The 20,603-nt window shown below is 33.0% G+C and carries 22 protein-coding genes; all 22 read left to right on the top strand.

The features are described 5' to 3' along the window. The first annotated feature begins 87 nt into the window (after positions 1–87). The 22 genes from rpsB to rpsO all read left to right on the top strand — a co-directional run bounded on the left by rpsB (position 88) and on the right by rpsO (position 20,582). Positions 88–795, top strand: coding sequence for a 30S ribosomal protein S2 (gene rpsB, locus TETH514_RS08365; RefSeq protein WP_003869145.1), 708 nt, complete (start codon positions 88–90; stop codon positions 793–795). An 85-nt stretch (positions 796–880) separates the two neighbouring features. Continuing rightward, positions 881–1,495, top strand: a complete 615-nt coding sequence (gene tsf, locus TETH514_RS08360; protein WP_003866734.1) for a translation elongation factor Ts — start codon at positions 881–883, stop codon at positions 1,493–1,495. Positions 1,496–1,612: 117 nt separating this feature from the next. Beyond that, complete coding sequence (gene pyrH / locus TETH514_RS08355) at positions 1,613–2,326, top strand: UMP kinase (RefSeq protein WP_004396202.1); 714 nt, start codon at positions 1,613–1,615, stop codon at positions 2,324–2,326. A 2-nt stretch (positions 2,327–2,328) separates the two neighbouring features. Beyond that, positions 2,329–2,883 carry a ribosome recycling factor gene (gene frr / locus TETH514_RS08350; RefSeq protein WP_003866736.1) on the top strand — a complete coding sequence of 185 codons (555 nt, stop codon included), beginning with the start codon at positions 2,329–2,331 and terminating at the stop codon, positions 2,881–2,883. Further along, positions 2,880–3,065: a hypothetical protein gene (locus TETH514_RS08345; RefSeq protein WP_003866737.1), complete on the top strand. Its 186-nt coding sequence runs from the start codon at positions 2,880–2,882 to the stop codon at positions 3,063–3,065. Before frr ends, TETH514_RS08345 begins: the two co-directional genes overlap by 4 nt. 47 nt (positions 3,066–3,112) lie before the next feature. Then, positions 3,113–3,862 (top strand): isoprenyl transferase, encoded by a 750-nt coding sequence (locus TETH514_RS08340; protein ID WP_003866738.1) that lies wholly within the window; start codon positions 3,113–3,115, stop codon positions 3,860–3,862. Positions 3,863–3,881: 19 nt separating this feature from the next. Further along, positions 3,882–4,661: a phosphatidate cytidylyltransferase gene (locus TETH514_RS08335; RefSeq protein ID WP_003866739.1), complete on the top strand. Its 780-nt coding sequence runs from the start codon at positions 3,882–3,884 to the stop codon at positions 4,659–4,661. Between the two features lie 15 nt (positions 4,662–4,676). After that, positions 4,677–5,825, top strand: coding sequence for a 1-deoxy-D-xylulose-5-phosphate reductoisomerase (locus TETH514_RS08330; protein ID WP_009052397.1), 1,149 nt, complete (start codon positions 4,677–4,679; stop codon positions 5,823–5,825). 6 nt (positions 5,826–5,831) lie between these two features. Beyond that, positions 5,832–6,830, top strand: a complete 999-nt coding sequence (rseP, locus tag TETH514_RS08325; RefSeq protein WP_009052396.1) for an RIP metalloprotease RseP — start codon at positions 5,832–5,834, stop codon at positions 6,828–6,830. A 12-nt stretch (positions 6,831–6,842) separates the two neighbouring features. Continuing rightward, the gene (gene ispG, locus TETH514_RS08320) at positions 6,843–7,904 is read left to right on the top strand and encodes a flavodoxin-dependent (E)-4-hydroxy-3-methylbut-2-enyl-diphosphate synthase (protein ID WP_004396210.1); all 1,062 of its coding nucleotides are present in this window, start codon (positions 6,843–6,845) and stop codon (positions 7,902–7,904) included. After that, complete coding sequence (locus tag TETH514_RS08315) at positions 7,904–8,524, top strand: glycosyltransferase family 2 protein (protein ID WP_009052395.1); 621 nt, start codon at positions 7,904–7,906, stop codon at positions 8,522–8,524. The genes ispG and TETH514_RS08315 overlap by 1 nt, the downstream gene beginning before the upstream one ends. 13 nt (positions 8,525–8,537) lie before the next feature. Continuing rightward, entirely contained in the window at positions 8,538–12,761 is a 4,224-nt protein-coding gene (locus TETH514_RS08310; protein WP_009052394.1) for a PolC-type DNA polymerase III, read from the top strand. Positions 12,762–12,887: 126 nt separating this feature from the next. Next, positions 12,888–13,343 carry a ribosome maturation factor RimP gene (gene rimP / locus TETH514_RS08305; RefSeq protein WP_009052393.1) on the top strand — a complete coding sequence of 152 codons (456 nt, stop codon included), beginning with the start codon at positions 12,888–12,890 and terminating at the stop codon, positions 13,341–13,343. Between the two features lie 21 nt (positions 13,344–13,364). Beyond that, positions 13,365–14,405: a transcription termination factor NusA gene (nusA, locus tag TETH514_RS08300; RefSeq protein WP_009052392.1), complete on the top strand. Its 1,041-nt coding sequence runs from the start codon at positions 13,365–13,367 to the stop codon at positions 14,403–14,405. A gap of 13 nt (positions 14,406–14,418) precedes the next feature. Next, on the top strand, positions 14,419–14,691 hold the full coding sequence (gene rnpM / locus TETH514_RS08295; RefSeq protein WP_003866750.1) for an RNase P modulator RnpM: 273 nt from the start codon (positions 14,419–14,421) through the stop codon (positions 14,689–14,691). Continuing rightward, on the top strand, positions 14,681–15,004 hold the full coding sequence (locus tag TETH514_RS08290) for a ribosomal L7Ae/L30e/S12e/Gadd45 family protein (RefSeq protein ID WP_003866751.1): 324 nt from the start codon (positions 14,681–14,683) through the stop codon (positions 15,002–15,004). The genes rnpM and TETH514_RS08290 overlap by 11 nt, the downstream gene beginning before the upstream one ends. Further along, entirely contained in the window at positions 14,991–17,084 is a 2,094-nt protein-coding gene (gene infB, locus TETH514_RS08285; RefSeq protein WP_004396213.1) for a translation initiation factor IF-2, read from the top strand. The genes TETH514_RS08290 and infB overlap by 14 nt, the downstream gene beginning before the upstream one ends. A 13-nt stretch (positions 17,085–17,097) precedes the next feature. Further along, complete coding sequence (gene rbfA, locus TETH514_RS08280) at positions 17,098–17,457, top strand: 30S ribosome-binding factor RbfA (protein ID WP_003866754.1); 360 nt, start codon at positions 17,098–17,100, stop codon at positions 17,455–17,457. Further along, a complete protein-coding gene (locus TETH514_RS08275) occupies positions 17,454–18,407 on the top strand; it encodes a bifunctional oligoribonuclease/PAP phosphatase NrnA (protein WP_009052391.1) in 954 nt (317 codons plus the stop codon). The genes rbfA and TETH514_RS08275 overlap by 4 nt, the downstream gene beginning before the upstream one ends. A gap of 12 nt (positions 18,408–18,419) precedes the next feature. After that, positions 18,420–19,262, top strand: coding sequence for a tRNA pseudouridine(55) synthase TruB (gene truB / locus TETH514_RS08270; RefSeq protein ID WP_172632703.1), 843 nt, complete (start codon positions 18,420–18,422; stop codon positions 19,260–19,262). Between the two features lie 15 nt (positions 19,263–19,277). Beyond that, the gene (locus tag TETH514_RS08265) at positions 19,278–20,228 is read left to right on the top strand and encodes a bifunctional riboflavin kinase/FAD synthetase (protein ID WP_004396215.1); all 951 of its coding nucleotides are present in this window, start codon (positions 19,278–19,280) and stop codon (positions 20,226–20,228) included. Between the two features lie 90 nt (positions 20,229–20,318). Next, a complete protein-coding gene (gene rpsO / locus TETH514_RS08260) occupies positions 20,319–20,582 on the top strand; it encodes a 30S ribosomal protein S15 (protein ID WP_343286372.1) in 264 nt (87 codons plus the stop codon). Positions 20,583–20,603: the final 21 nt, after the last annotated feature.

Genomic DNA, 20,603 nt, shown 5'->3' with positions numbered 1-20,603 from the left:
ACACGCCTAATGATTGCAAAAAGGGTGCCTGAAAAGGTCTTTTTGCAAGAGGATTTAGGCGGAGGAATAACCATAGGAGGTGTATGTATGTCGGTAATTTCAATGAAGCAGTTATTAGAGGCAGGGGTACATTTTGGTCATCAAACAAGAAGATGGAACCCTAAAATGGCTCCTTATATTTTTACAGAAAGAAATGGAATTTACATCATTGATTTACAACAAACGGTAGAAAAATTGGAACAAGCTTATGAATTTGTCAAAAAGTTGGCCATGGAAGGGGGCACTATTCTTTTTGTTGGGACCAAGAAACAGGCTCAGGATTCTATTAAGGAAGAAGCAGAAAGATGTGGTATGTTTTATGTAAATCAAAGGTGGTTAGGTGGAACCCTAACTAATTTTAAAACAATTAGAGGAAGGATTCAACGATTAAAAGAACTCAAAAAAATGGAGGAAGATGGAACTTTTGATGTTCTTCCTAAAAAAGAGGTAATAAAACTTAGGAAAGAAAAGGAAAGATTGCAGAAATTTTTGGGCGGAATAGAGAATATGCAGTCTCTGCCTTCCGCTTTATTCATAGTTGACCCCAAAAAAGAAGCTATCGCAGTGGCAGAAGCTCGAAGCTTGGAAATACCAATTGTAGCTATTGTAGATACCAATTGCGATCCTGAGCTAATCGATTATCCTATTCCAGGAAATGATGATGCTATAAGAGCTGTCAAGCTTATTACTTCCAAGATTGCAGATGCAGTGATTGAAGGCAATCAAGGTGAACAATTTGCTGCTTCAGAAGAGTGAAAATTTTTGTCTAGTGGTAAGGAAAAAGGCAAAGCTCCTTACCACTATTGTATATCATTTATCATTATCTAAGGAGGTTTTTCTAATGATATCAGCACAAGCTGTTAAAGAATTAAGAGAACGAACTGGCGCTGGAATGATGGATTGTAAAAAAGCTTTAATGGAAGCAAATGGAGATATGGAAAAGGCCATAGATATTTTAAGAGAGAAAGGATTGGCTGCTGCTGCTAAAAAAGCAGGTAGAGTTGCTAATGAAGGCTTAGTTGATGCCTACATACACAGTGGTGGAAGAATAGGGGTTTTAGTAGAAGTAAATTGTGAGACAGATTTTGTTGCAAATACTGATGAATTTAAAAATTTTGTTAAAGAAATATGCATGCAAATTGCTGCCGCAAATCCAAAATATATTTCTCGTGAAGATGTGCCACAAGCTGTTTTGGAAAAAGAAAGAGAAATTTTAAAAGCACAGGCGTTAAATGAAGGGAAACCCCAAAATGTCGTAGATAGAATAGTTGAAGGACGTATTGAAAAATTTTACAAAGAGAATTGCTTGTTAGAACAAGAATACATTAGAGACCCAGAAAAAACAGTGAAAGATTTGCTAAATGAGACGATTGCAAAATTAGGAGAAAATATTGTAATAAGAAGATTTGTTAGATTTGAAAGAGGAGAAGGTATTGAAACTTCCTCAAATGAGTAATAAAATTAAATAGGCAACCACATAGGGACACGGTTGTGTCCCATTTTTATAAATTACTTAAAAGATTAAGAAGGATTTTCAAAATTTTTATAGAACTTATAAGAATGGGGTGTTATTGTGTCGTCAGTTGTTTACAAGCGAGTAGTTCTGAAAATCTCAGGAGAAGCTTTGGCAGGAAATAAAGGATTTGGAATCGATTTTGACACAGTTAATCGAATAGCAGACGAAATAAAAGAAGTGAAAGAAATGGGAGTTCAAATTGGTCTTGTAGTTGGCGGAGGAAATATATGGCGTGGAAGAGAAGGTATTGGGATGGACAGAACTACTGCAGACCACATGGGAATGCTTGCGACTGTAATTAATGCTCTTGCACTGCAAGATGCTTTAGAGCAACGGGGAGTTCCTACAAGAGTTCAGACTGCTATTGAGATGAGAGCAATTGCAGAACCCTATATACGCAGAAGAGCAATAAGACACTTAGAAAAAGGACGAGTTGTTATATTTGCTGCTGGGACAGGGAATCCCTTCTTTTCAACTGATACTGCTGCTTCATTAAGAGCAGCGGAAATAGATGCAGAGGTCATACTATTAGCTAAAAAAGTAGATGGAGTCTATGACAAAGACCCAAATAAATACAAAGACGCTGTAAAATTTAAAGAATTATCTTATTTAGATGTTTTAAACAAAGGTTTAGGAGTAATGGATTCAACAGCAACTTCTTTATGCATGGACAATAAAATACCAATCATAGTTTTTGACCTTACTACCTACGGAAATATAAAGAAAGTAGTAACAGGAAAAGATATTGGTACAATAGTGAAGGAGGTTTAAGTATGAGTGATTATTTAAAAGCTAGCGAAGAAAAAATGCAAAAATCTTTGAGCGTTTTAAAAAACGAATTAGCTGCTATAAGAGCAGGTAGAGCAAATCCTGCACTACTTGACCGAATTATGGTAGATTATTATGGTACTCCAACTCCTCTTAACAGATTAGCCACCATTACAGCTCCGGAGCCAAGAGTACTAGTTGTACAACCGTGGGATGTTTCAAAAATAAGCGATATTGAAAAAGCAATACAGAAATCAGATTTAGGAATTAATCCAGTTTCTGACGGTAAAGTGTTAAGATTAGTTTTTCCTGAATTGACTGAAGAAAGAAGAAAAGAATTGGTAAAGTTAGTTCATAAAAAAGCAGAAGAGGCAAAAGTAGCAGTAAGGCAAATAAGAAGAGATGCTAATGATGCTGTAAAAAAAATGGAAAAAAACGGCGAAATTTCGGAAGATGAAAGAAAAAAGAGAGAAGAAGAAATTCAAAAATTAACTGACAAATATATTAAAGAGATAGACAAAGTGGTGGAAGCTAAAGAAAAGGAGATAATGGAAATTTGACAGATTATTATAATAATTTTATAGGGATGGATTTACATAAAATAATAGAAAAATTACCTAAGGACTTAAAATTTAACGTTGTAGAGACAAAATCTATTTTTAAATATGAGGGTTCTCGTTTAAAAGTTGCCAGGATAAAAGAACAAAATAACATTCTTGAAATTACTGTTATTAGAATTTAATCCCCCTCTGACGAGGGGGCGCCCTTATAAAATGAGGAGGAAAATAAATGGTGTTTTTTAGACAAAAAAATAGAGATTTGAGTGACAAGATTGATAAAAATAAATTGCCTATTCACATAGGGATTATCATGGACGGAAATGGAAGATGGGCTCAAAAAAGAGGGATGATGAGATTTTATGGCCATAAAGCTGGTGTTAATGCTGTAAGAGAGGTTGTAAAAGCCTCTAGAGAATTAGGGATAAAATATTTAACTTTGTACGCTTTTTCAACCGAAAACTGGAAAAGACCTAAAGAAGAAGTAAATTTTTTAATGGATTTACTCGTTGAATTTCTTTCTAAAGAAATAGACGAATTGAACAAAAATAATGTATTGATTAACTTTATAGGGGATATTTCCGTTTTACCACAGAAGTGTAAAATTGAAATAGAGAGGGCGCAAAATGTAACAAAAAACAACTCTGGACTTGTACTTAATATAGCGTTAAATTATGGCGGAAGAGATGAAATAGTAAAGGCTGTGAAAAAAATTTGCACAAAGATTTTAAATAAAGAATTGTCCATTGAGGAAATTACAGAACAAACTATAAGTGAAAATTTGTATACTAAAAACCAGCCAGATCCAGATCTTATAATAAGAACAAGTGGAGAAAAAAGATTGAGCAATTTCTTATTATGGCAATCTGCTTATTCTGAGCTTTGGTTTACAGAGGTACTGTGGCCGGATTTTGGCAAAGAACATCTTATTGAAGCAATATTGTATTACCAAACTCGCCAAAGAAGATTTGGGGGAGTATAGTAAGGAGTGGTAAATAAATATGCTAAAAACAAGAGTTATAAGTGCGATAGTAGGCTTGCCAATTTTATTTTTCATTTTAATAAAAGGGGGGAATATGCTTAAAATTGCATTAGTTTTAGTAAGCATATTAGGACTTAATGAATTTTATAATGCTATAAAAAATATTGGGGTACGGCCTGTAAAAATTTTTGGATATTTGTCAGCAATCCTTTTATATTTTTTAGAAAGTAAAATCGCAAAAGTAGATGTATTAGTTATAATCGCAATGATGCTTTTTTTGCTGTTTTTAACTAATAAAAAATATAATCTCAAAGATTACGCTTTGACTTTGATGGGAATCATTTATATACCTCTTTTCTTTTTGTACATACAAAAACTTAGAGAAATGCCTGAAGGAATGTACATAGTATGGTTTGTTTTTATAGTCTCTTGGATGACGGATACTTTTGCCTATTTTACCGGTAGATTTTTTGGAAAGCACAAACTTGCTCCTACAATCAGTCCCAAAAAGACGATAGAAGGAGGGATTGGAGGAATCATAGGCTCTACCATCAGCTGTGCTGTATTTGCTTGGCTATTTCCTCAATCGAATGTCAGTATATATCTTTCTGTAATTATAGGCTTATTGGGAAGTATAATCGCTCAATGTGGAGATTTAATTGCTTCCTTTATAAAAAGAAATTGTTACATTAAAGATTTTGGAAATACAATTCCTGGCCATGGAGGAATTTTAGATAGATTTGATAGTATTTTATTTGTTTCTCCTTTCATATACTTTATTTTTCAGTACTTAATTTAGAAAGGGATGTACTTCATGAAAAAGGTAATAATTCTCGGCTCAACTGGTTCTATAGGTACACAAACATTAGACGTAATAAAAAATTTTAGAGAAAATTTTGAAATAGTAGGACTTACAGCTTATAACAATGTAGAACTTTTATCGAAACAAATTAGAGAATTTAATCCTAAAGTTGTAGCAGTAAAAGATGAAGATAAAGCTAACCAATTAAGAGAGAATCTAAAGAAAAATGTCGAAATTCTAACTGGCAGTAAAGGGCTTCAAGAAATTGTAAAGTACGATGCCGATTTAGTGGTGGTAGCTGTAGAAGGGATTGCTGGCCTTATTCCAACAGTTACAGCTATCCAGATGGGAAAAGATATTGCTTTAGCGAATAAAGAAGTACTTGTAACAGCTGGACAAATTGTAATGGATTTGGTAAAAAAGAAGGATATAAGTCTTTTACCTGTAGATAGTGAACACTCTGCTATACTCCAATGTTTAAGAGGAAATGACAAAAAAGAAGTATCTCGATTGATTTTAACAGCCTCTGGAGGTCCTTTTAGAGGGAAAAAAAAAGAAGATTTGAGAAAAGTAACTGTAAATGAGGCTCTAAATCATCCTAATTGGAAAATGGGTAAAAAAATCACGATAGATTCTGCCACTTTGATGAATAAAGGGTTTGAAGTAATAGAAGCAAAATGGCTCTTTGACATTTCTGAAGATAAAATTGATGTGATTGTGCATCCCCAGAGTATAATTCACTCAATGGTAGAATATATAGATGGTAGTGTAATTGCACAATTGGCTACTGCCGATATGAGGATACCTATTCACTATGCATTAAATTATCCTACTCGCAATTACATAAATGGAATGAATTTTTTAGATTTTTCTCTTACAACTCAACTAACTTTTGAAAAACCCGATTTAGAAACTTTTAGATGTTTGTCGTTAGCATATGAGGCTTTAAAAATTGGAGGAACTATGACTACCGTATTAAATGCAGCTGATGAAATAGCTGTATCTTTGTTTTTAAATAAAAAAATAGAATTTTTGCAAATAGCTGAAATCATAGAGGAGAGCATGAAAGAACATAATAATATACAAAATCCAACTTTAGATGATATAATAAATGTGGATGAAGAGGTTAAGGAAAAAATAGCAAAAAAATATATGAGGTGATACATTTTGACAATTTTGATAAGTATAATTGTTTTAAGCGTTTTAGTAATGTTTCACGAATTTGGACATTTTATCGTTGCAAAACTTTCTGGAGCTAGAGTAAATGAATTTTCTATTGGCTTTGGTCCACGACTTTTTAAAAAGAAATACGGAGAAACAGAGTATTCTTTTAGAGCATTGCTATTCGGTGGTTATGTTGCTTTAGAAGGTGAAGATGAAAAATCTAGTGACCCGCGGGCTATAGTAAATAAGCCTTGGCCTGTAAGGTTGGCTGTCTTTGCTGCAGGTCCTTTAATGAATATATTATTAGCTTTTTTATTGCTTTTTATTGTATTTTTTAATATAGGAAGTCCGATACCACAGGTAAAATCCGTAATGGAAGGCTATCCCGCTGAAAAAGCAGGAATTGTGCCGGGGGACAAAATTGTAATGGTAAATAATACAAAGATAAATACATGGGAGGAGTTAGAGAAAGCCATAAGTTCTAATGGAGAGCGAGTATTGACAATTGAAATTCAAAGGGGAAATCAAATTTTACAAAAACAAGTAAAACCAATTTTTGATAAAAACGCTTCAAAGGTAATGATAGGAATTGTTCCAGACTATGAGCGTTCTATCTCTCTTGCCTTTAAAACTGCCATCAATCAGACAATATATTTTTCGAAACTTATTATTTTGTCTCTTGTAATGTTAGTAACCGGAAAAGTCTCTGTCAATGATATTATGGGACCTGTGGGAATTGTTCAAGCTGTTGGAACAGTCGCTAAAACAGGTGTTATAAATTTACTAGCTTTTTCCGCTCTTATAAGCGTAAATTTAGGCCTTTTTAATCTATTGCCACTACCGGCTTTAGACGGTGGAAGGATTTTGTTTGTGTTAGCAGAGGCAGTAAGAGGTAAACCATTGCCACCTGAAAAAGAAGGCTATATTCATTATTTAGGTTTTTTACTGTTGATTGCTTTGTTGATTTTTGCAACCTATAGGGATATTCTACGCATTTTTTAAAAGGTGATAAAAATGAGAAAAATTACTCGCGAAGTCAAAATAGGCAATAAAAAAATTGGAGGAAATAATCCAATTTTAGTTCAGTCTATGACTAACACGGATACCCACGATATTGAAAAAACAATAGAGCAGATAAAAAGACTAGAAGCTGAAGGCTGTGATATTATAAGAGTTGCTGTTCCAGATATGGAAGCAGCTGAAGCAATAAAAGAAATAAAGAAAAATATAAATATTCCTTTGGTAGCAGATATTCATTTTGATTATCGATTAGCTATAAAATCAATTGAAAATGGAGCAGACAAGATAAGAATTAATCCCGGAAACATAGGAAGAGAAGAAAATATCAAAAAAGTGGTAGAAATAGCAAAAGAAAAAGGTATTCCTATTAGAATAGGTGTAAATTCTGGTTCTTTAGAAAAAGAAATATTACATAAATACAAGGGAGTAACTGCCGAAGCAGTTGTGGAAAGCGCTTTAAAAAATGTTTTAATTTTAGAAAAGTTAGGCTTTTATGATATAGTTATTTCGCTTAAAACTACAAATGTACCCCTTACTATAGAGGCTTATAAACTCGCTTCTTCAAAAGTGGATTATCCATTGCACGTGGGTATAACGGAAGCGGGTACTATTGAAGCCGGTACTATAAAATCTGCTATAGGAATAGGAACATTACTTTATTTAGGAATAGGAGACACAATACGAGTTTCTTTAACGGGTGATCCAGTCCATGAGGTGAGAGTAGGAAGACAGATTTTACGTTCTTTAGGTCTTTTAAAAGAAGGAGTCGAAATCATTTCCTGCCCTACCTGCGGCAGAACAAAAATTGACTTGATAAGGTTAGCAGAAGAAGTAGAAAAAAGGACGAGGAATATTAAAAAGCCCTTAAAAGTTGCTGTTATGGGATGTGCTGTAAATGGACCAGGGGAAGCAAAAGAAGCAGATATAGGAATAGCAGGAGGAGATGGAGAAGGAGTTATTTTTAAAAAAGGAAAAGTTTATAAAAAAGTTAAAGAAGAAGAGTTAGTAGAAGAATTGATGAAAGAAATTGAAAAATTACTTGAGGAGGATTCTTAATGATTTCTGTTGTAATCCCAGCTTTTAATGAAGGAAAAAATATTGGGAGAGTTTTGTCAGTCTTAGAAACAATAGACCTGATTGATGAAATCATAGTTGTAAATGATGGTTCTACAGATGATACAAAAGAACAAGCTCTAAAATACAATGTGAAACTTATCAATTTAGAAAAAAATCAAGGGAAAGGAAAAGCGTTAAAAGCAGGAATAGATAATTCTAAAGGTGATATTATCGTTATGTTAGATGCCGATTTAATTGGACTTACTGAAAAACATTTTGTAAATCTCGTATCTCCTGTATTAAAGAATGAAGCAGATATGACAATTGGAATTTTTTCTGGTGGAAGAAAATCTACAGATTTTGCACAAAAAATTGCACCTTTTTTGTCAGGCCAAAGGGCAATAAAAAGGCAATTTTTAGAAAACATTGAAGAGATGGAAATCAGTAGATTCGGAGTGGAGATTGCTTTAAATAGACATGCTAAAAAGAATAAGTTAAGGGTGGTAAATGTGCCTCTTGAGAATTTGAGCCATGTCATGAAAGAAGAAAAGCTGGGATTAATGAGAGGATTTTATGCGCGATTAAGAATGTATTTTGATATTTTAAAAATGTGGATTTAGAAAGAGGGATTTGATGATTCCAGCATCTTTTCCGCAGGAATTTGAAATAAAAAAAGTAAAACTGTTAAAAAAAGATAGAAAATTAATTGTAAGCGTATCTTCCAATAATAACGTAAATTCTCAGATAAGAAAATTCCAGGATTTTTTGCTTAATAAATTTCCTTTAATTAAAGAAGTAGAAGTCGTAGTAGAACAGGAGAAAAAATTTAATAGTCTTCAAGACATAATAGACAATTTTGAGGAAATAATCTTAAAACTAAGCGAGGAATACCCTGCTTCTCTTAGTTTTTTAAAAACCTGTGATATAGTAACAGAAAATCAAAAGATAATAATTAAAGCTCCAAATGAAGTAATATATGAATTTATAAAAAGCAATAAAATGGACTTTATTCTTAAGGAATTTTTACAGAAAGAATATGGGCTTAAAACAGAAATAGATGTAGTCCTTTTAGAAGAGTTTGAAGATACAATGGAAAGAATGATAATGGAGGAAGATATAAAAGTTATTGAAGAAATCACTAAAAGCGGGCAGAAGCAAGAAACCGGCAAAACAACAGAAAAAATGGAGGATAAAGAAGATTCCCAAGTACTTTTAGGAAAGGAAATAAAAGCTGAAGCAATATCTATCAAAGATATTACTGCAGAAACAGAAGAAGCGATAATTGAAGGTGAAATCTTTTCTCTCGAATTTAAGGAATTAAAGTCTAAAATTTTAATGACTTTTGATATAACTGATTATACTTCATCGATACTTGTAAAAGCCTTTTTAACTGAGGAAAAGTATAATTCTTTAAAAGAAAATATTCAAGTAGGCGGTTTTGTAAAATTAAGAGGGAAAGTTTTCTACGACAAATATGAAGGAGACTTAGTAATAAGTTTAAAAGACCTGCAGTTGATATCTCCGAAAGAAAGAAAAGATTTAAGTGAAGAAAAAAGAGTGGAACTTCACTTACACACTCAAATGAGCAGTATGGATGCAGTAGCCTCTGCAACAGAAGTGATTAAAAGAGCAGCAAAATGGGGACATAAAGCCATTGCTATAACAGACCATGCAGTTGTACAGGCATTTCCTGAAGCGATGGAAGCATCTTCTAAATACGGTGTAAAAGTCATATACGGTGTAGAAGGTTATTTAGTGGATGATGGTGTACCTATTGTAACAGGAGATACAGAAGCCACTTTAGAAGATGAATTTACTGTTTTTGATATAGAGACGACGGGTCTTTCCAATATAAATGATGAAATAATTGAAATTGGTGCAGTAAAAATAAAAGAAGGCAAAATAATAGATACTTTTGAAACCTTTGTTAATCCCAAAATCCCTATTTCTTCTTTTATAACAAAACTTACTGGAATTGATGAATCTATGGTTAAAGATGCTCCTTCTATAGAAGAAATATTACCTAAATTCTTGGAGTTTGCTTCTAATAGTGTTTTAGTAGCTCATAATGCAAATTTTGATGTGTCTTTTATAAAATCTAAAGCTAAAAAATTTAATTTAAATGTAAACAATGCAGTTTTAGATACCTTAGAACTAAGTAGACATTTATATAAGGACTTGAAAAATTACAAGCTAGACACACTGGCTGAGCATTTACAAGTAAAATTGGAACACCACCACAGAGCAGTAGACGATGCTATGGCTACAGCTGAAATATTTATAAAAACTATTGATAGGTTAAAAGAATTAGGAGTAGAAAAAGTAAAAGATATAAATGCTATATTAAAAGAAAGTGAAGTTGACATACGGAAACTTCCTGTCTATCATGTCACGATTTTGGTAAAAGACCAAAAAGGATTGAGAAATTTATACGAAATAATCTCTAAATCCAATTTGGAATATTTTCATAGAACACCTCGTATTCCCAAAAGTTTACTTATTAGTAGGAGAGAAGGTCTTATCATTGGTTCTGCTTGCGAACAAGGGGAAGTTTTTAGGGCGATTGTATCTAACTTAGAAGAAAAGAAACTAGAGAATATTATTTCTTTTTACGATTATTTAGAAGTACAGCCTGTTGGAAATAATGAGTTTTTAATTGGAAAAGGAGAAGTAAAAAGCGTAGAAGAATTAAGAGAAATCAATCGAAAAATTTACCTTTTAGGTAAAAAATACAACAAATTAATAGTGGCAACAGGAGATGTGCACTTTTTAGATCCATGGGATGATATATACAGAAAAATTTTAATGGCAGGAAAAGGATATAAGGATGCAGATAGGCAGCCGCCTTTGTATTTTAAAACAACTGATGAGATGCTAAAAGAATTCGAATATTTAGGAGAAGAAGTAGCGAAAGAGATTGTAATTGATAATCCTAATAAAATTGCTGACCTTGTAGAAGAAGTAAAACCTATACCAGATGGAACATTCCCTCCTGTGATAGAGGGAGCTGAAGAAGAATTAAGAAGGCTTACTTTAGATAAAGCCCATGAAATATACGGTGACCCTTTACCAGAAATAGTACAAAATCGCTTAGATAGAGAATTAAATTCTATAATTAACAATGGATATGCAGTTATGTATATTATAGCTCAAAAATTAGTGTCTAAGTCTTTAAAAGATGGGTATTTGGTTGGTTCTAGAGGTTCTGTAGGCTCTTCTTTAGTAGCCACTATGAGCGGAATAACAGAAGTTAACCCGCTGCCGCCTCATTATGTTTGTCCAAATTGTAAGTATTCCGAGTTTATAACTGATGGAAGCTATGGTTGTGGTGTGGACATGCCGGATAAGACTTGTCCTCACTGTGGAACTTTGATGAGGAAAGATGGTTTTGATATACCCTTTGAAGTGTTTTTAGGTTTTGAAGGGGATAAAGAACCAGATATAGACCTTAATTTTTCTGGGGAATACCAACCTATTGCTCATAAGTATACAGAAGAACTTTTCGGAAAAGGCCATGTTTTTAGAGCAGGTACTATTGGAACTTTAGCAGATAAAACTGCTTATGGATATGTCAAAAAATATTTTGAAGAACGCAATTTAATAGTTCATAAATCAGAAATCAAAAGACTTACTGTTGGTTGTACAGGAGTGAAAAGAACCACAGGGCAACATCCAGGTGGAATAATGGTAGTTCCAAAGGACAAGAGTATTTATGACTTTACTCCAATACAGCATCCTGCTGATGCAGAAGACACCGATGTTATAACAACTCATTTTGACTACCATTCAATAAGCGGAAGGCTTTTAAAACTGGATATTTTAGGGCATGATGACCCTACAGTTATAAGAATGCTGGAGGATTTAACCGGCATTAATGCAAGAGAAATTCCTTTAGATGATAAAAAAACTATGAGTTTATTTACCAGTGTAGAAGCATTGGGAATAGACCCTGAAGAGCTAAATACTCCTGTGGGTACTTTAGGATTACCTGAGTTTGGTACGAAGTTTGTAAGACAAATGCTTATTGACACTCGTCCTACTACTTTTGCAGAACTAGTACGCATAAGTGGACTTTCTCACGGCACTGATGTATGGCTTAACAATGCTCAGGATATAATAAGAGAAGGAATAGCTACATTAAAAGAAGTAATATCTACAAGAGATGACATAATGCTTTATTTGATAAGCAAAGGTATGGACAAAAAATTGTCTTTTAAAATAATGGAAAATGTGAGGAAAGGCAAAGGTGTAACACAAGAAGAAATAGAAGAAATGAGAAAACACGGTGTTCCAAATTGGTTTATTGAGTCTTGCCAAAAAATAAAATATATGTTTCCGAAGGCTCATGCTGTGGCATACGTAATAATGGCATTTCGAATTGCTTATTTTAAAGTTCATTATCCAGAAGCCTTTTATGCTACTTACTTTACCGTTAGAGCAGATGACTTTAATTTGGATATTGTATTAAAAGGGAAAGACAGCATAAAAAATGCTATAAAAGAGATAGAAGCGAAAGGAAATAATGCTAGTCCTAAAGAAAAAAGCCTTTTAACAGTATTAGAAGTAGCTTTAGAGATGTACTTAAGAGGATTTAAGTTTATAAATGTAGACTTATATAAATCTGATGCTGTCAAATTTTTGATTACTGAAGAAGGATTGCTACCACCTCTTAATTCGTTAGAAGGAGTAGGAATACAAGCAGCCAAAACAATTGCGCAAGAAAGAGAAAATGGCAAATTTCTATCTGTTGAAGATTTTAGAAACAGGACAAAGGTCAGTAAAACGGTTATAGAAATATTAAAACAACATGGCTGTTTAATTGATTTGCCAGAATCTAATCAATTAAGTTTATTTTAGTGTTGCGTTGGTAAAAGGTGTATGCTATAATTGTTATGTCAACATAGATTTTTTGCAGAAAGAGTGGGTTTTCCCACTCTTTAGTTTATATAATGAAAAAATAGAAAGTTTTAGGAGGAGAAGGATATGTCCAAAATAGAACAGATTGCAAAGGATTTAGTAATGCCTATTTTAGAAAAAAATAATTTTGAACTGGTAGATGTAGAATACAAAAAGGAAGGAAGCCACTGGTATTTGAGAGTCTATATAGATAAAGAAGGAGGTATTACTTTAGATGATTGTCAATTGGTTAGCGAGTATTTAAGCGATAGATTAGATGAAGTAGATCCAATAGAGCACAGTTATATTTTAGAAGTATCTTCTCCTGGTCTCGATAGACCTCTTAAAAAACCCCGAGATTTTGAAAGAAATATCGGAAAAGAAATAGAAATCTCCCTATATACCCCTATTGATAAGAGAAAAAAGTTTGAAGGTGAACTTATAGAGTTTACTGGTGATAAAATAATTATTCTCTATAATGGAGAAAGAAAGGAATTTGATATGAAGAATGTAAGTCTTGTTAAACCAGTAATAAAGTTTTAAAATTAAGGAGGGAGAATAATAATGAACGCAGAATTCATAGAAGCTTTAAATTCTATCTGTGAGGAAAAAGGTATCCCAAAAGATACAATGTTTGAAGCAATAGAAGCTGCTTTAGTTTCTGCTTACAAGAAAAATTATGGAACTTCTCAAAATGTTAAAATTGTCATGGATAGAGAAACAGGAGATGTTAAAGTTTATGCACAAAAAACGGTAGTAGAAGAGGTCTACAATGACCTACTAGAAATAAGTTTAGAAGAAGCGAGAAAAATAAATAAAAAATACCAGATAGGAGATATAGTTGATATAGAAGTAACTCCTAAAAACTTTGGCAGAATTGCAGCACAAAACGCAAAACAAGTTGTGATTCAAAGGATTAGAGAAGCGGAAAGAAATGTAATTTATGAAGAGTTTTTAGCCAAAGAAACAGAAGTAGTAACAGGAATTGTAACCAAGGTAGATAAAAAGAATGTACTCATTAATTTAGGTCGAGTTGAAGCTATATTAAGCCCGGCAGAACAAATTCCAGGGGAAACTTTTGCACCAGGAGACAGAGTTAAGGTGTATATTGTGGAAGTAAAAAAGACTACTAAAGGACCTCAGATTTTAATTTCTCGTTCTCATCCAGGACTTGTAAAAAGATTGTTTGAATTGGAATCCCCAGAAATTCAACAAGGAATAGTTGAAATACGGAGTATTGCTCGAGAAGCTGGTTCACGGACAAAAATGGCGGTTTTTAGCAGGGATGAAAATGTGGACCCTGTAGGAGCTTGTGTTGGATATAAAGGTGCAAGAGTACAAGCTGTTGTCAATGAACTAAAAGGAGAAAAAATAGATATAGTCAAGTGGAGTTCAAAACCTCAAGAATTTATAATGAACGCTTTAAGTCCAGCAAAGGCTTTGAGTATAGAAATTTTAGATGAAAAAGAAAAAGTAGCAAGAGTAATTGTACCTGATTATCAATTGTCTTTAGCAATTGGAAAAGAAGGACAAAATGCGAGGCTGGCGGCAAAGCTCACCGGTTGGAAAATAGACATAAAAAGCGAATCAATGGTAAAAAGTTAAGTGAGGTGAAAAGATGAAGACCAAAAAGGTTCCAATGAGAATGTGCTTAGGCTGTCAGCAGATGAAACCAAAAAAGGAATTAATACGCATTGTAAGACGAGCGAAAGATTCAGTTGTACAGGTGGATTTAACAGGTAAAGTGCCGGGAAGAGGTTGTTATATTTGCAAAGATATAAATTGTCTTGAAAAAGCTTTTAAAAACAAAAGGTTAGAAAAAGCGTTAGAAGTACCGATCTCTGATGAAATTTACGAACAATTAAAGAGGGAGATAGAGGATGAAGAATGACAGATTTCATTCTATGCTCGGAATAAGTAAAAAAGCGGGTAAACTTGTCTCTGGTAATTATAGTGTGGATAAATACCTTAAACTTAAGAAAGTTTTTTTAGTTGTATTGGCTACCGACGTGTCAAAGAATACTTTTAAAAAGTTTGCTACAATGTGTGAACGAAATAAAGTCCCCTACATTGTATATTCCACAAAAGAGTTATTGGCAAAAGCTATAGGAAGAGAAATGGTCGGGGTAATTGGTATTACAGATGAAGGATTAGCAAATGTATTATTAGATGCTGCAAAGGAGGAAAATTATGGAGGTGAATAATATGTCTAAAACAAGAGTTTATGAATTAGCAAAAGAATTAAATTTATCTAGTAAGGACCTTATATCCAAATTAAACGATTTGGATATAAAAGTTAAAAATCATATGAGCACATTGGAAGATGAAGAAGTAGAGCTGATAATGGATTTATTAAGAGACAAACCACAACAAACAGAAGAAGTCCATCAAAAAGAGGAAGAAGATATATTTGAGGACAATTTAGAGGACATAGAAGAAGAAAGAGTTTATAAAAAGAGCTTTAAAAAAGGTAGCAAAAAAAATAAGAAGAATAACAAAAAAGCGGTTTTAACAGAAGAAAAAGAAGAGGACGAAATTAAAATAATCACTATTCCTGAGTTTTTGACTGTAAAAGAGTTAGCAGAAAAAATGAAAGTTAATCCTACAGAGATAATTAAAAAGTTAATTGCAAAAGGAATAATGGTTACAGTAAATCAACAAATTGACTTTGAAAATGCAGCTAAAATTGCTGAAGAATATGGATTTTTAGTAGATAAAGAGGAAGTAAAAGATGAATTAGAAATGTTATTAGAAGAAACGCCCGATGATGAAAAAGATTTGCAACCTCGTCCTCCTATTGTCACTGTAATGGGACATGTGGACCACGGTAAAACTTCTTTATTGGATGCCATCAGAAATACAAATGTCACTATGAAGGAAATGGGAGGAATTACACAGCACATAGGAGCTTCTGTAGTTGAGATAAATGATAAAAAAATTGTCTTTTTAGATACACCCGGCCACGAAGCTTTTACTGCTATGAGAGCAAGGGGAGCCAGCATCACAGATATTGTCGTGCTAGTAGTAGCCGCAGATGACGGTGTTATGCCTCAAACTGTAGAAGCAATAAACCACGTGAAAGCCGCCAATGTACCTATGATTGTAGCCATAAACAAAATAGATTTGCCGACTGCAAATCCAGATAGGGTAAAGACAGAGCTAAGTGAGTTAGGTTTAGTGCCAGAAGAATGGGGAGGAAATACAATTTGTGTACCTGTTTCTGCTAAGAAAAATATAGGTATAGATAATCTTTTAGAAATGATTTTGCTGGTTGCTGAAATGGAAGATTTAAAAGCTAATCCAAATAAGCCAGCAAGAGGCACTATAATAGAAGCAAAGTTAGAAAAAGGAAAGGGTCCTGTTGCAACTGTCATTGTGCAAAATGGAACTTTGCAAATAGGAGATGCTATTTTAGCAGGTACTGTTTATGGAAAAGTAAGGGCAATGCTTGACGATAAAGGCAGAAGAATTAAAAAAGCAGGACCTTCTATGCCAGTGGAGGTTTTGGGCTTTTCTGAAGTACCAGAAGCCGGAGATAAGCTCATAGTAGTAGAGGACGAGAAAAAAGCAAGAGAATTAGCAGAAAGACGTAAAGAACTTCAAAAAGAAATGGAACTTAAACGCAAGCAAAAAGTTTCATTAGAGGACTTATTTAGTCAAATACAGGAAGGTAGTGTAAAAGAGTTAAATATTATCATAAAAGCGGATGTTCAAGGTTCAGTAGAAGCACTAAAAAAATCCATTGAAGACTTAAGCAACGAAGAAGTTAGAATAAAGGTAATACACGGAGCAGTAGGCGCAATAACTGAAACGGATGTTATGCTTGCATCAGCTTCTAATGCCATAATAATAGGTTTCAATGTAAGACCAGAGACTAACGCTAAAAATCTCGCAGAAAAAGAAAAGGTAGATATAAAGCTTTATCGAATTATATATGAGGCTATTGAAGATATCAAAGCTGCTATGAAAGGTCTGTTGGAGCCAAAATATAAAGAAGTAGAGCTAGGAAGAGCAGAAGTTAGAGCTGTTTTCAGAGTACCTGGTGTAGGAAATGTAGCTGGATGCTATGTGTTAAGTGGTAAGATTTTAAGGAATTCTGATATACGTGTAGTAAGGGATGGTATTGTAGTTTATGAAGGTAAAATTGCTTCTTTAAAGAGGTTTAAAGACGACGTAAGAGAAGTACAACAAGGATTTGAATGTGGTATAGGTATAGATAGGTTCAATGACATTAAAGAGGGGGATATAATAGAAGCTTACCAAATGGAAGAAATTCCTCGTTGAAAGGATGAGTATAATGCAGTACAGGAATAGTCGACTTTCAGAAGAAATGAAAAGAGAAATAAGTAAAATGATTTTAGAAGAAATTAAAGACCCAAGAATTAAAGCAATGGTTAGTATAACTGACATAGAAGTTACTAAAGATTTGAGATATGCTAAAGTTTATGTAAGTATTTATGGAAGTGAAGAAGATAAACAAGAAACTTTTGAAGGGCTAAAAAGTGCAGCTGGCTACATCAGACACGAAATTGGAAGAAGAATAAAAATGAGATATACTCCTGAAATTATCTTTGAATTGGATCGATCAATAGAATACGGAGCTCACATTTCTGAAATATTAAAAGAACTAAACAAGCAAGAGGGTGATGGTAATTGATATTAATTGATGCAATAAATCACATAAAAGATGCTAAAAGTGTAATTGTAGTATCTCACATTGCACCCGATGGAGATGCTATAGGCACTGTTACAGGAATGTATAAAGTATTAAAAAAAATGGGAAAAGAAGTAGATGTATTCATAGATGACGAAATCCCTGAAATGTACTACTTTGTTCCTAATGTAGAGAAAATATCAAGACCATTTTATAAAGAGGCAGACGTGGTTTTGATTTTTGACTGTGCTGATGAAGAAAGATTGGGCAGTACCAAAGAACTTTTAAAAACTTCTGCTGTAACTATTAATATTGACCATCACATTTCAAATACTTTGTATGCCAAATTGAATTATGTAGATACTAACGCAGCAGCGACAGCAGAAATAGCCTATCAAATTGTTAAATTGTTAGGAGTAGAATTTGATGAAGAAATAGCTACAAGTTTCTATACAGCGATTTTGACAGATAGTGGTGGATTTATGTACGAATCAACTACTTCTATAACTCATCAAATAGCTGGAGACTTAATAAACAATGGCGCTAAATTTAAAGAAATAGGAGATAAAGTTTTTAATACTCTCAAATTCAACAAAGCAAAACTTTTAGGAAGAGCCTTAAATAGCCTTACATTATATAAAGATGGAAGAGTTGCTTATATGGAAATTTTAAAAAAGGACTTCCAAGAAACAAACACAAACCTTTCACATATAGAAAATATTATCACTTATGCTAGAAATATTGAAGGAGTAGAAGTAGCGGTACTTTTAGTTGAAAAAGAAGAAGAGATAAAAATTAGTTTAAGGTCAAAAGAAAAAATAGATGTAAATAAAATTGCAAATATTTTTGGCGGTGGAGGCCATGTAAGAGCTGCTGGATGTATCATCAAAGGAAATATCCAAGAAGCCAAAGAAAAAATTTTACAGGTAATATTCAAAGAATTAGAGGGATAAAAATTGGAGGGAATGCTCAATATTTTAAAACCCCCTGGTATGACTTCTCACGATGTTGTAGATTTTATTAGGAAAATCTATAATATACGAAAAGTGGGGCATACAGGAACTTTAGACCCAGATGCAGCAGGAATACTGCCTGTTTGTGTAGGGAATGCCACTAAATTTGTCTCTTATCTTCTTGAGCACGACAAAAGATATAGATTTGAAATAACCTTTGGCTTTACTACAGACACTTTGGATAAAAGCGGCAAAATTGTAAAAAGCGGACCTGTAAGGATTCTGAGGGAAGAAGAATTAAGGCAAGTCTTAAATGAATTTAAAGGGAAAATAAAACAAATTCCTCCAATGTATTCTGCAAAGAAAATAAAAGGAAAAAAGTTATACGAATATGCAAGAGAAGGAAAGACAATTGATATTCCACCTATTGAGGTTACCATATATGATATTGAATTAGTTGAATATGAACCACCTTATCGGGTATTAATAGATGTGAAATGTTCTAAAGGCACCTATGTGAGAGCTTTAGTAAGAGATATATGCGAAAAATTAAACATGCCGGGATATATGTCTATGTTGATAAGAACAGAGGTTGGTGCTTTTAAAATAGAAGATGCTTATACTCTTGAAGAAATAAGGGAAAAGAAAGTATTATTGCAGCCAATAGATAAGTTTATTGAATTACCTTCTGTACAATTAAACAAAATGGAAGCTGAAAAAATTTTAAAAGGCCAATTTATTCAAAATAGATATCCTATTGAAACTTCACTTTTGAAGTTATATGATAATAATGGTAAATTTCTCGGCATTGGGATTTTAGAGCGAAATAAAATCCGTCCAAAAAGACTTCTTTGAGGGGGAAATGATAATTTGCAGATTGTTTATGAAAGCAATGCATCAAAATACAAAGAGGCCAAAGTAATAGCTTTAGGCAATTTTGATGGAGTTCATATAGGTCACCAGGAATTAATTAAGCAAGCAATAGCTCTTTCTAAAGAGAATAACTTAGCGAGCGCTGTTTTCACTTTTAAACAGCATACTTCAAAAATTTTAACCCCTGACAAGCAACCAGAGCTTATAACTACTTATCAAAAAAAGGTAGAAATTTTAAAGCAATTTAACCTTGATTACGGAATATTTTTTGACTTTACTGAAAGTTTTTCTAAATTAACTGCTGAAGAATTTATAAAAAAAATTTTAGTAGAGCTATTAAACATTAAAATAGCAGTGGTGGGACATAATTATAGATTTGGCTACAAAGCTTTAGGGAATGTAGATACATTAAAAAAATATTCCAAAATATATTCATATAAAGTTTATGTTGTCCCACCAGTTATAAGGGAGGGTATTGTAGTAAGCAGCAGCTATATCAGGGAATTAATAAAATCAGGTAAAGTTGAAGAGGCAAATAGTTTATTAGGACGTTTTTTTCCCTTGCAAGGAAAAGTGATTCATGGACAAGAAATTGGGCGAAAATTAGGTTTTCCTACTGCTAATCTACAAATATCAGAAGATTTGGTTTTGCCAAAAGCAGGAGTATATGTGACGCGAGTAAAAATAGAAGACAAATTTTATATAGCTGTCACAAATGTTGGCTCGAAGCCTACTTTTGGTGGCAAAAGCATTTCTGTCGAATCTTACATTTTAGATTACAATGAAAATTTATATGATAAATATTTAGAAGTTGAATTTATAACAAGAATAAGAGATGAAATTAAATTTCAAAATTTAGAAGCCTTAAAAGAACAAGTTTTTAAAGATATTAATTATGCTAAAAACTTTAAAAATATTTTACAACAGAAACATTATGTGATAAAATAAAATAGCGATTTACCTTATGCTTTGATACCCGTATCTCCGGCGGTATTCTATGCATAAGGCGTATTCTAAAAGATGGAGGTGAAAAAAGTGCTGGACAAAGAAAAAAAGGCAGAAATAATCAATAAGTTCAAGCTCCACGATACTGACACAGGTTCTCCAGAAGTTCAAATTGCCCTATTAACTGAGAGAATAAATAACTTAAATGCTCATTTGCAAGTTCATAAAAAAGACCATCATTCAAGAAGAGGTCTTCTTAAAATGGTTGGGCAAAGAAGGGCACTGTTAAATTATTTAATGAAAACAGATATGGAAAGGTATCGTGCCATTATCGAAAAATTAGATTTAAGAAAATAGAGCGAGATACCTCGCTCTATT

Origin of the sequence: Thermoanaerobacter sp. X514 (assembly GCF_000019065.1) — a bacterium.
GTDB lineage: Bacteria > Bacillota > Thermoanaerobacteria > Thermoanaerobacterales > Thermoanaerobacteraceae > Thermoanaerobacter > Thermoanaerobacter pseudethanolicus.
Note: the sequence above shows the minus strand (reverse complement) of the source record. Positions and strands in the feature narration are given on the sequence as shown.

Bases quoted from the DNA above. Each gene is read 5' to 3' on its own strand.
- TETH514_RS08340 (WP_003866738.1), top strand. From the start codon at position 3,113: ATGGTGTTTTTTAGACAAAAAAATAGAGATTTGAGTGACAAGATTGAT.
- truB (WP_172632703.1), top strand. From the start codon at position 18,420: ATGCTCAATATTTTAAAACCCCCTGGTATGACTTCTCACGATGTTGTA.
- TETH514_RS08330 (WP_009052397.1), top strand. From the start codon at position 4,677: ATGAAAAAGGTAATAATTCTCGGCTCAACTGGTTCTATAGGTACACAA.
- TETH514_RS08310 (WP_009052394.1), top strand. From the start codon at position 8,538: ATGATTCCAGCATCTTTTCCGCAGGAATTTGAAATAAAAAAAGTAAAA.
- nusA (WP_009052392.1), top strand. From the start codon at position 13,365: ATGAACGCAGAATTCATAGAAGCTTTAAATTCTATCTGTGAGGAAAAA.
- TETH514_RS08290 (WP_003866751.1), top strand. From the start codon at position 14,681: ATGAAGAATGACAGATTTCATTCTATGCTCGGAATAAGTAAAAAAGCG.
- rbfA (WP_003866754.1), top strand. From the start codon at position 17,098: ATGCAGTACAGGAATAGTCGACTTTCAGAAGAAATGAAAAGAGAAATA.
- frr (WP_003866736.1), top strand. From the start codon at position 2,329: ATGAGTGATTATTTAAAAGCTAGCGAAGAAAAAATGCAAAAATCTTTG.
- rpsB (WP_003869145.1), top strand. From the start codon at position 88: ATGTCGGTAATTTCAATGAAGCAGTTATTAGAGGCAGGGGTACATTTT.
- ispG (WP_004396210.1), top strand. From the start codon at position 6,843: ATGAGAAAAATTACTCGCGAAGTCAAAATAGGCAATAAAAAAATTGGA.
- infB (WP_004396213.1), top strand. From the start codon at position 14,991: ATGGAGGTGAATAATATGTCTAAAACAAGAGTTTATGAATTAGCAAAA.
- rimP (WP_009052393.1), top strand. From the start codon at position 12,888: ATGTCCAAAATAGAACAGATTGCAAAGGATTTAGTAATGCCTATTTTA.
- TETH514_RS08335 (WP_003866739.1), top strand. From the start codon at position 3,882: ATGCTAAAAACAAGAGTTATAAGTGCGATAGTAGGCTTGCCAATTTTA.
- rnpM (WP_003866750.1), top strand. From the start codon at position 14,419: ATGAAGACCAAAAAGGTTCCAATGAGAATGTGCTTAGGCTGTCAGCAG.
- TETH514_RS08315 (WP_009052395.1), top strand. From the start codon at position 7,904: ATGATTTCTGTTGTAATCCCAGCTTTTAATGAAGGAAAAAATATTGGG.
- tsf (WP_003866734.1), top strand. From the start codon at position 881: ATGATATCAGCACAAGCTGTTAAAGAATTAAGAGAACGAACTGGCGCT.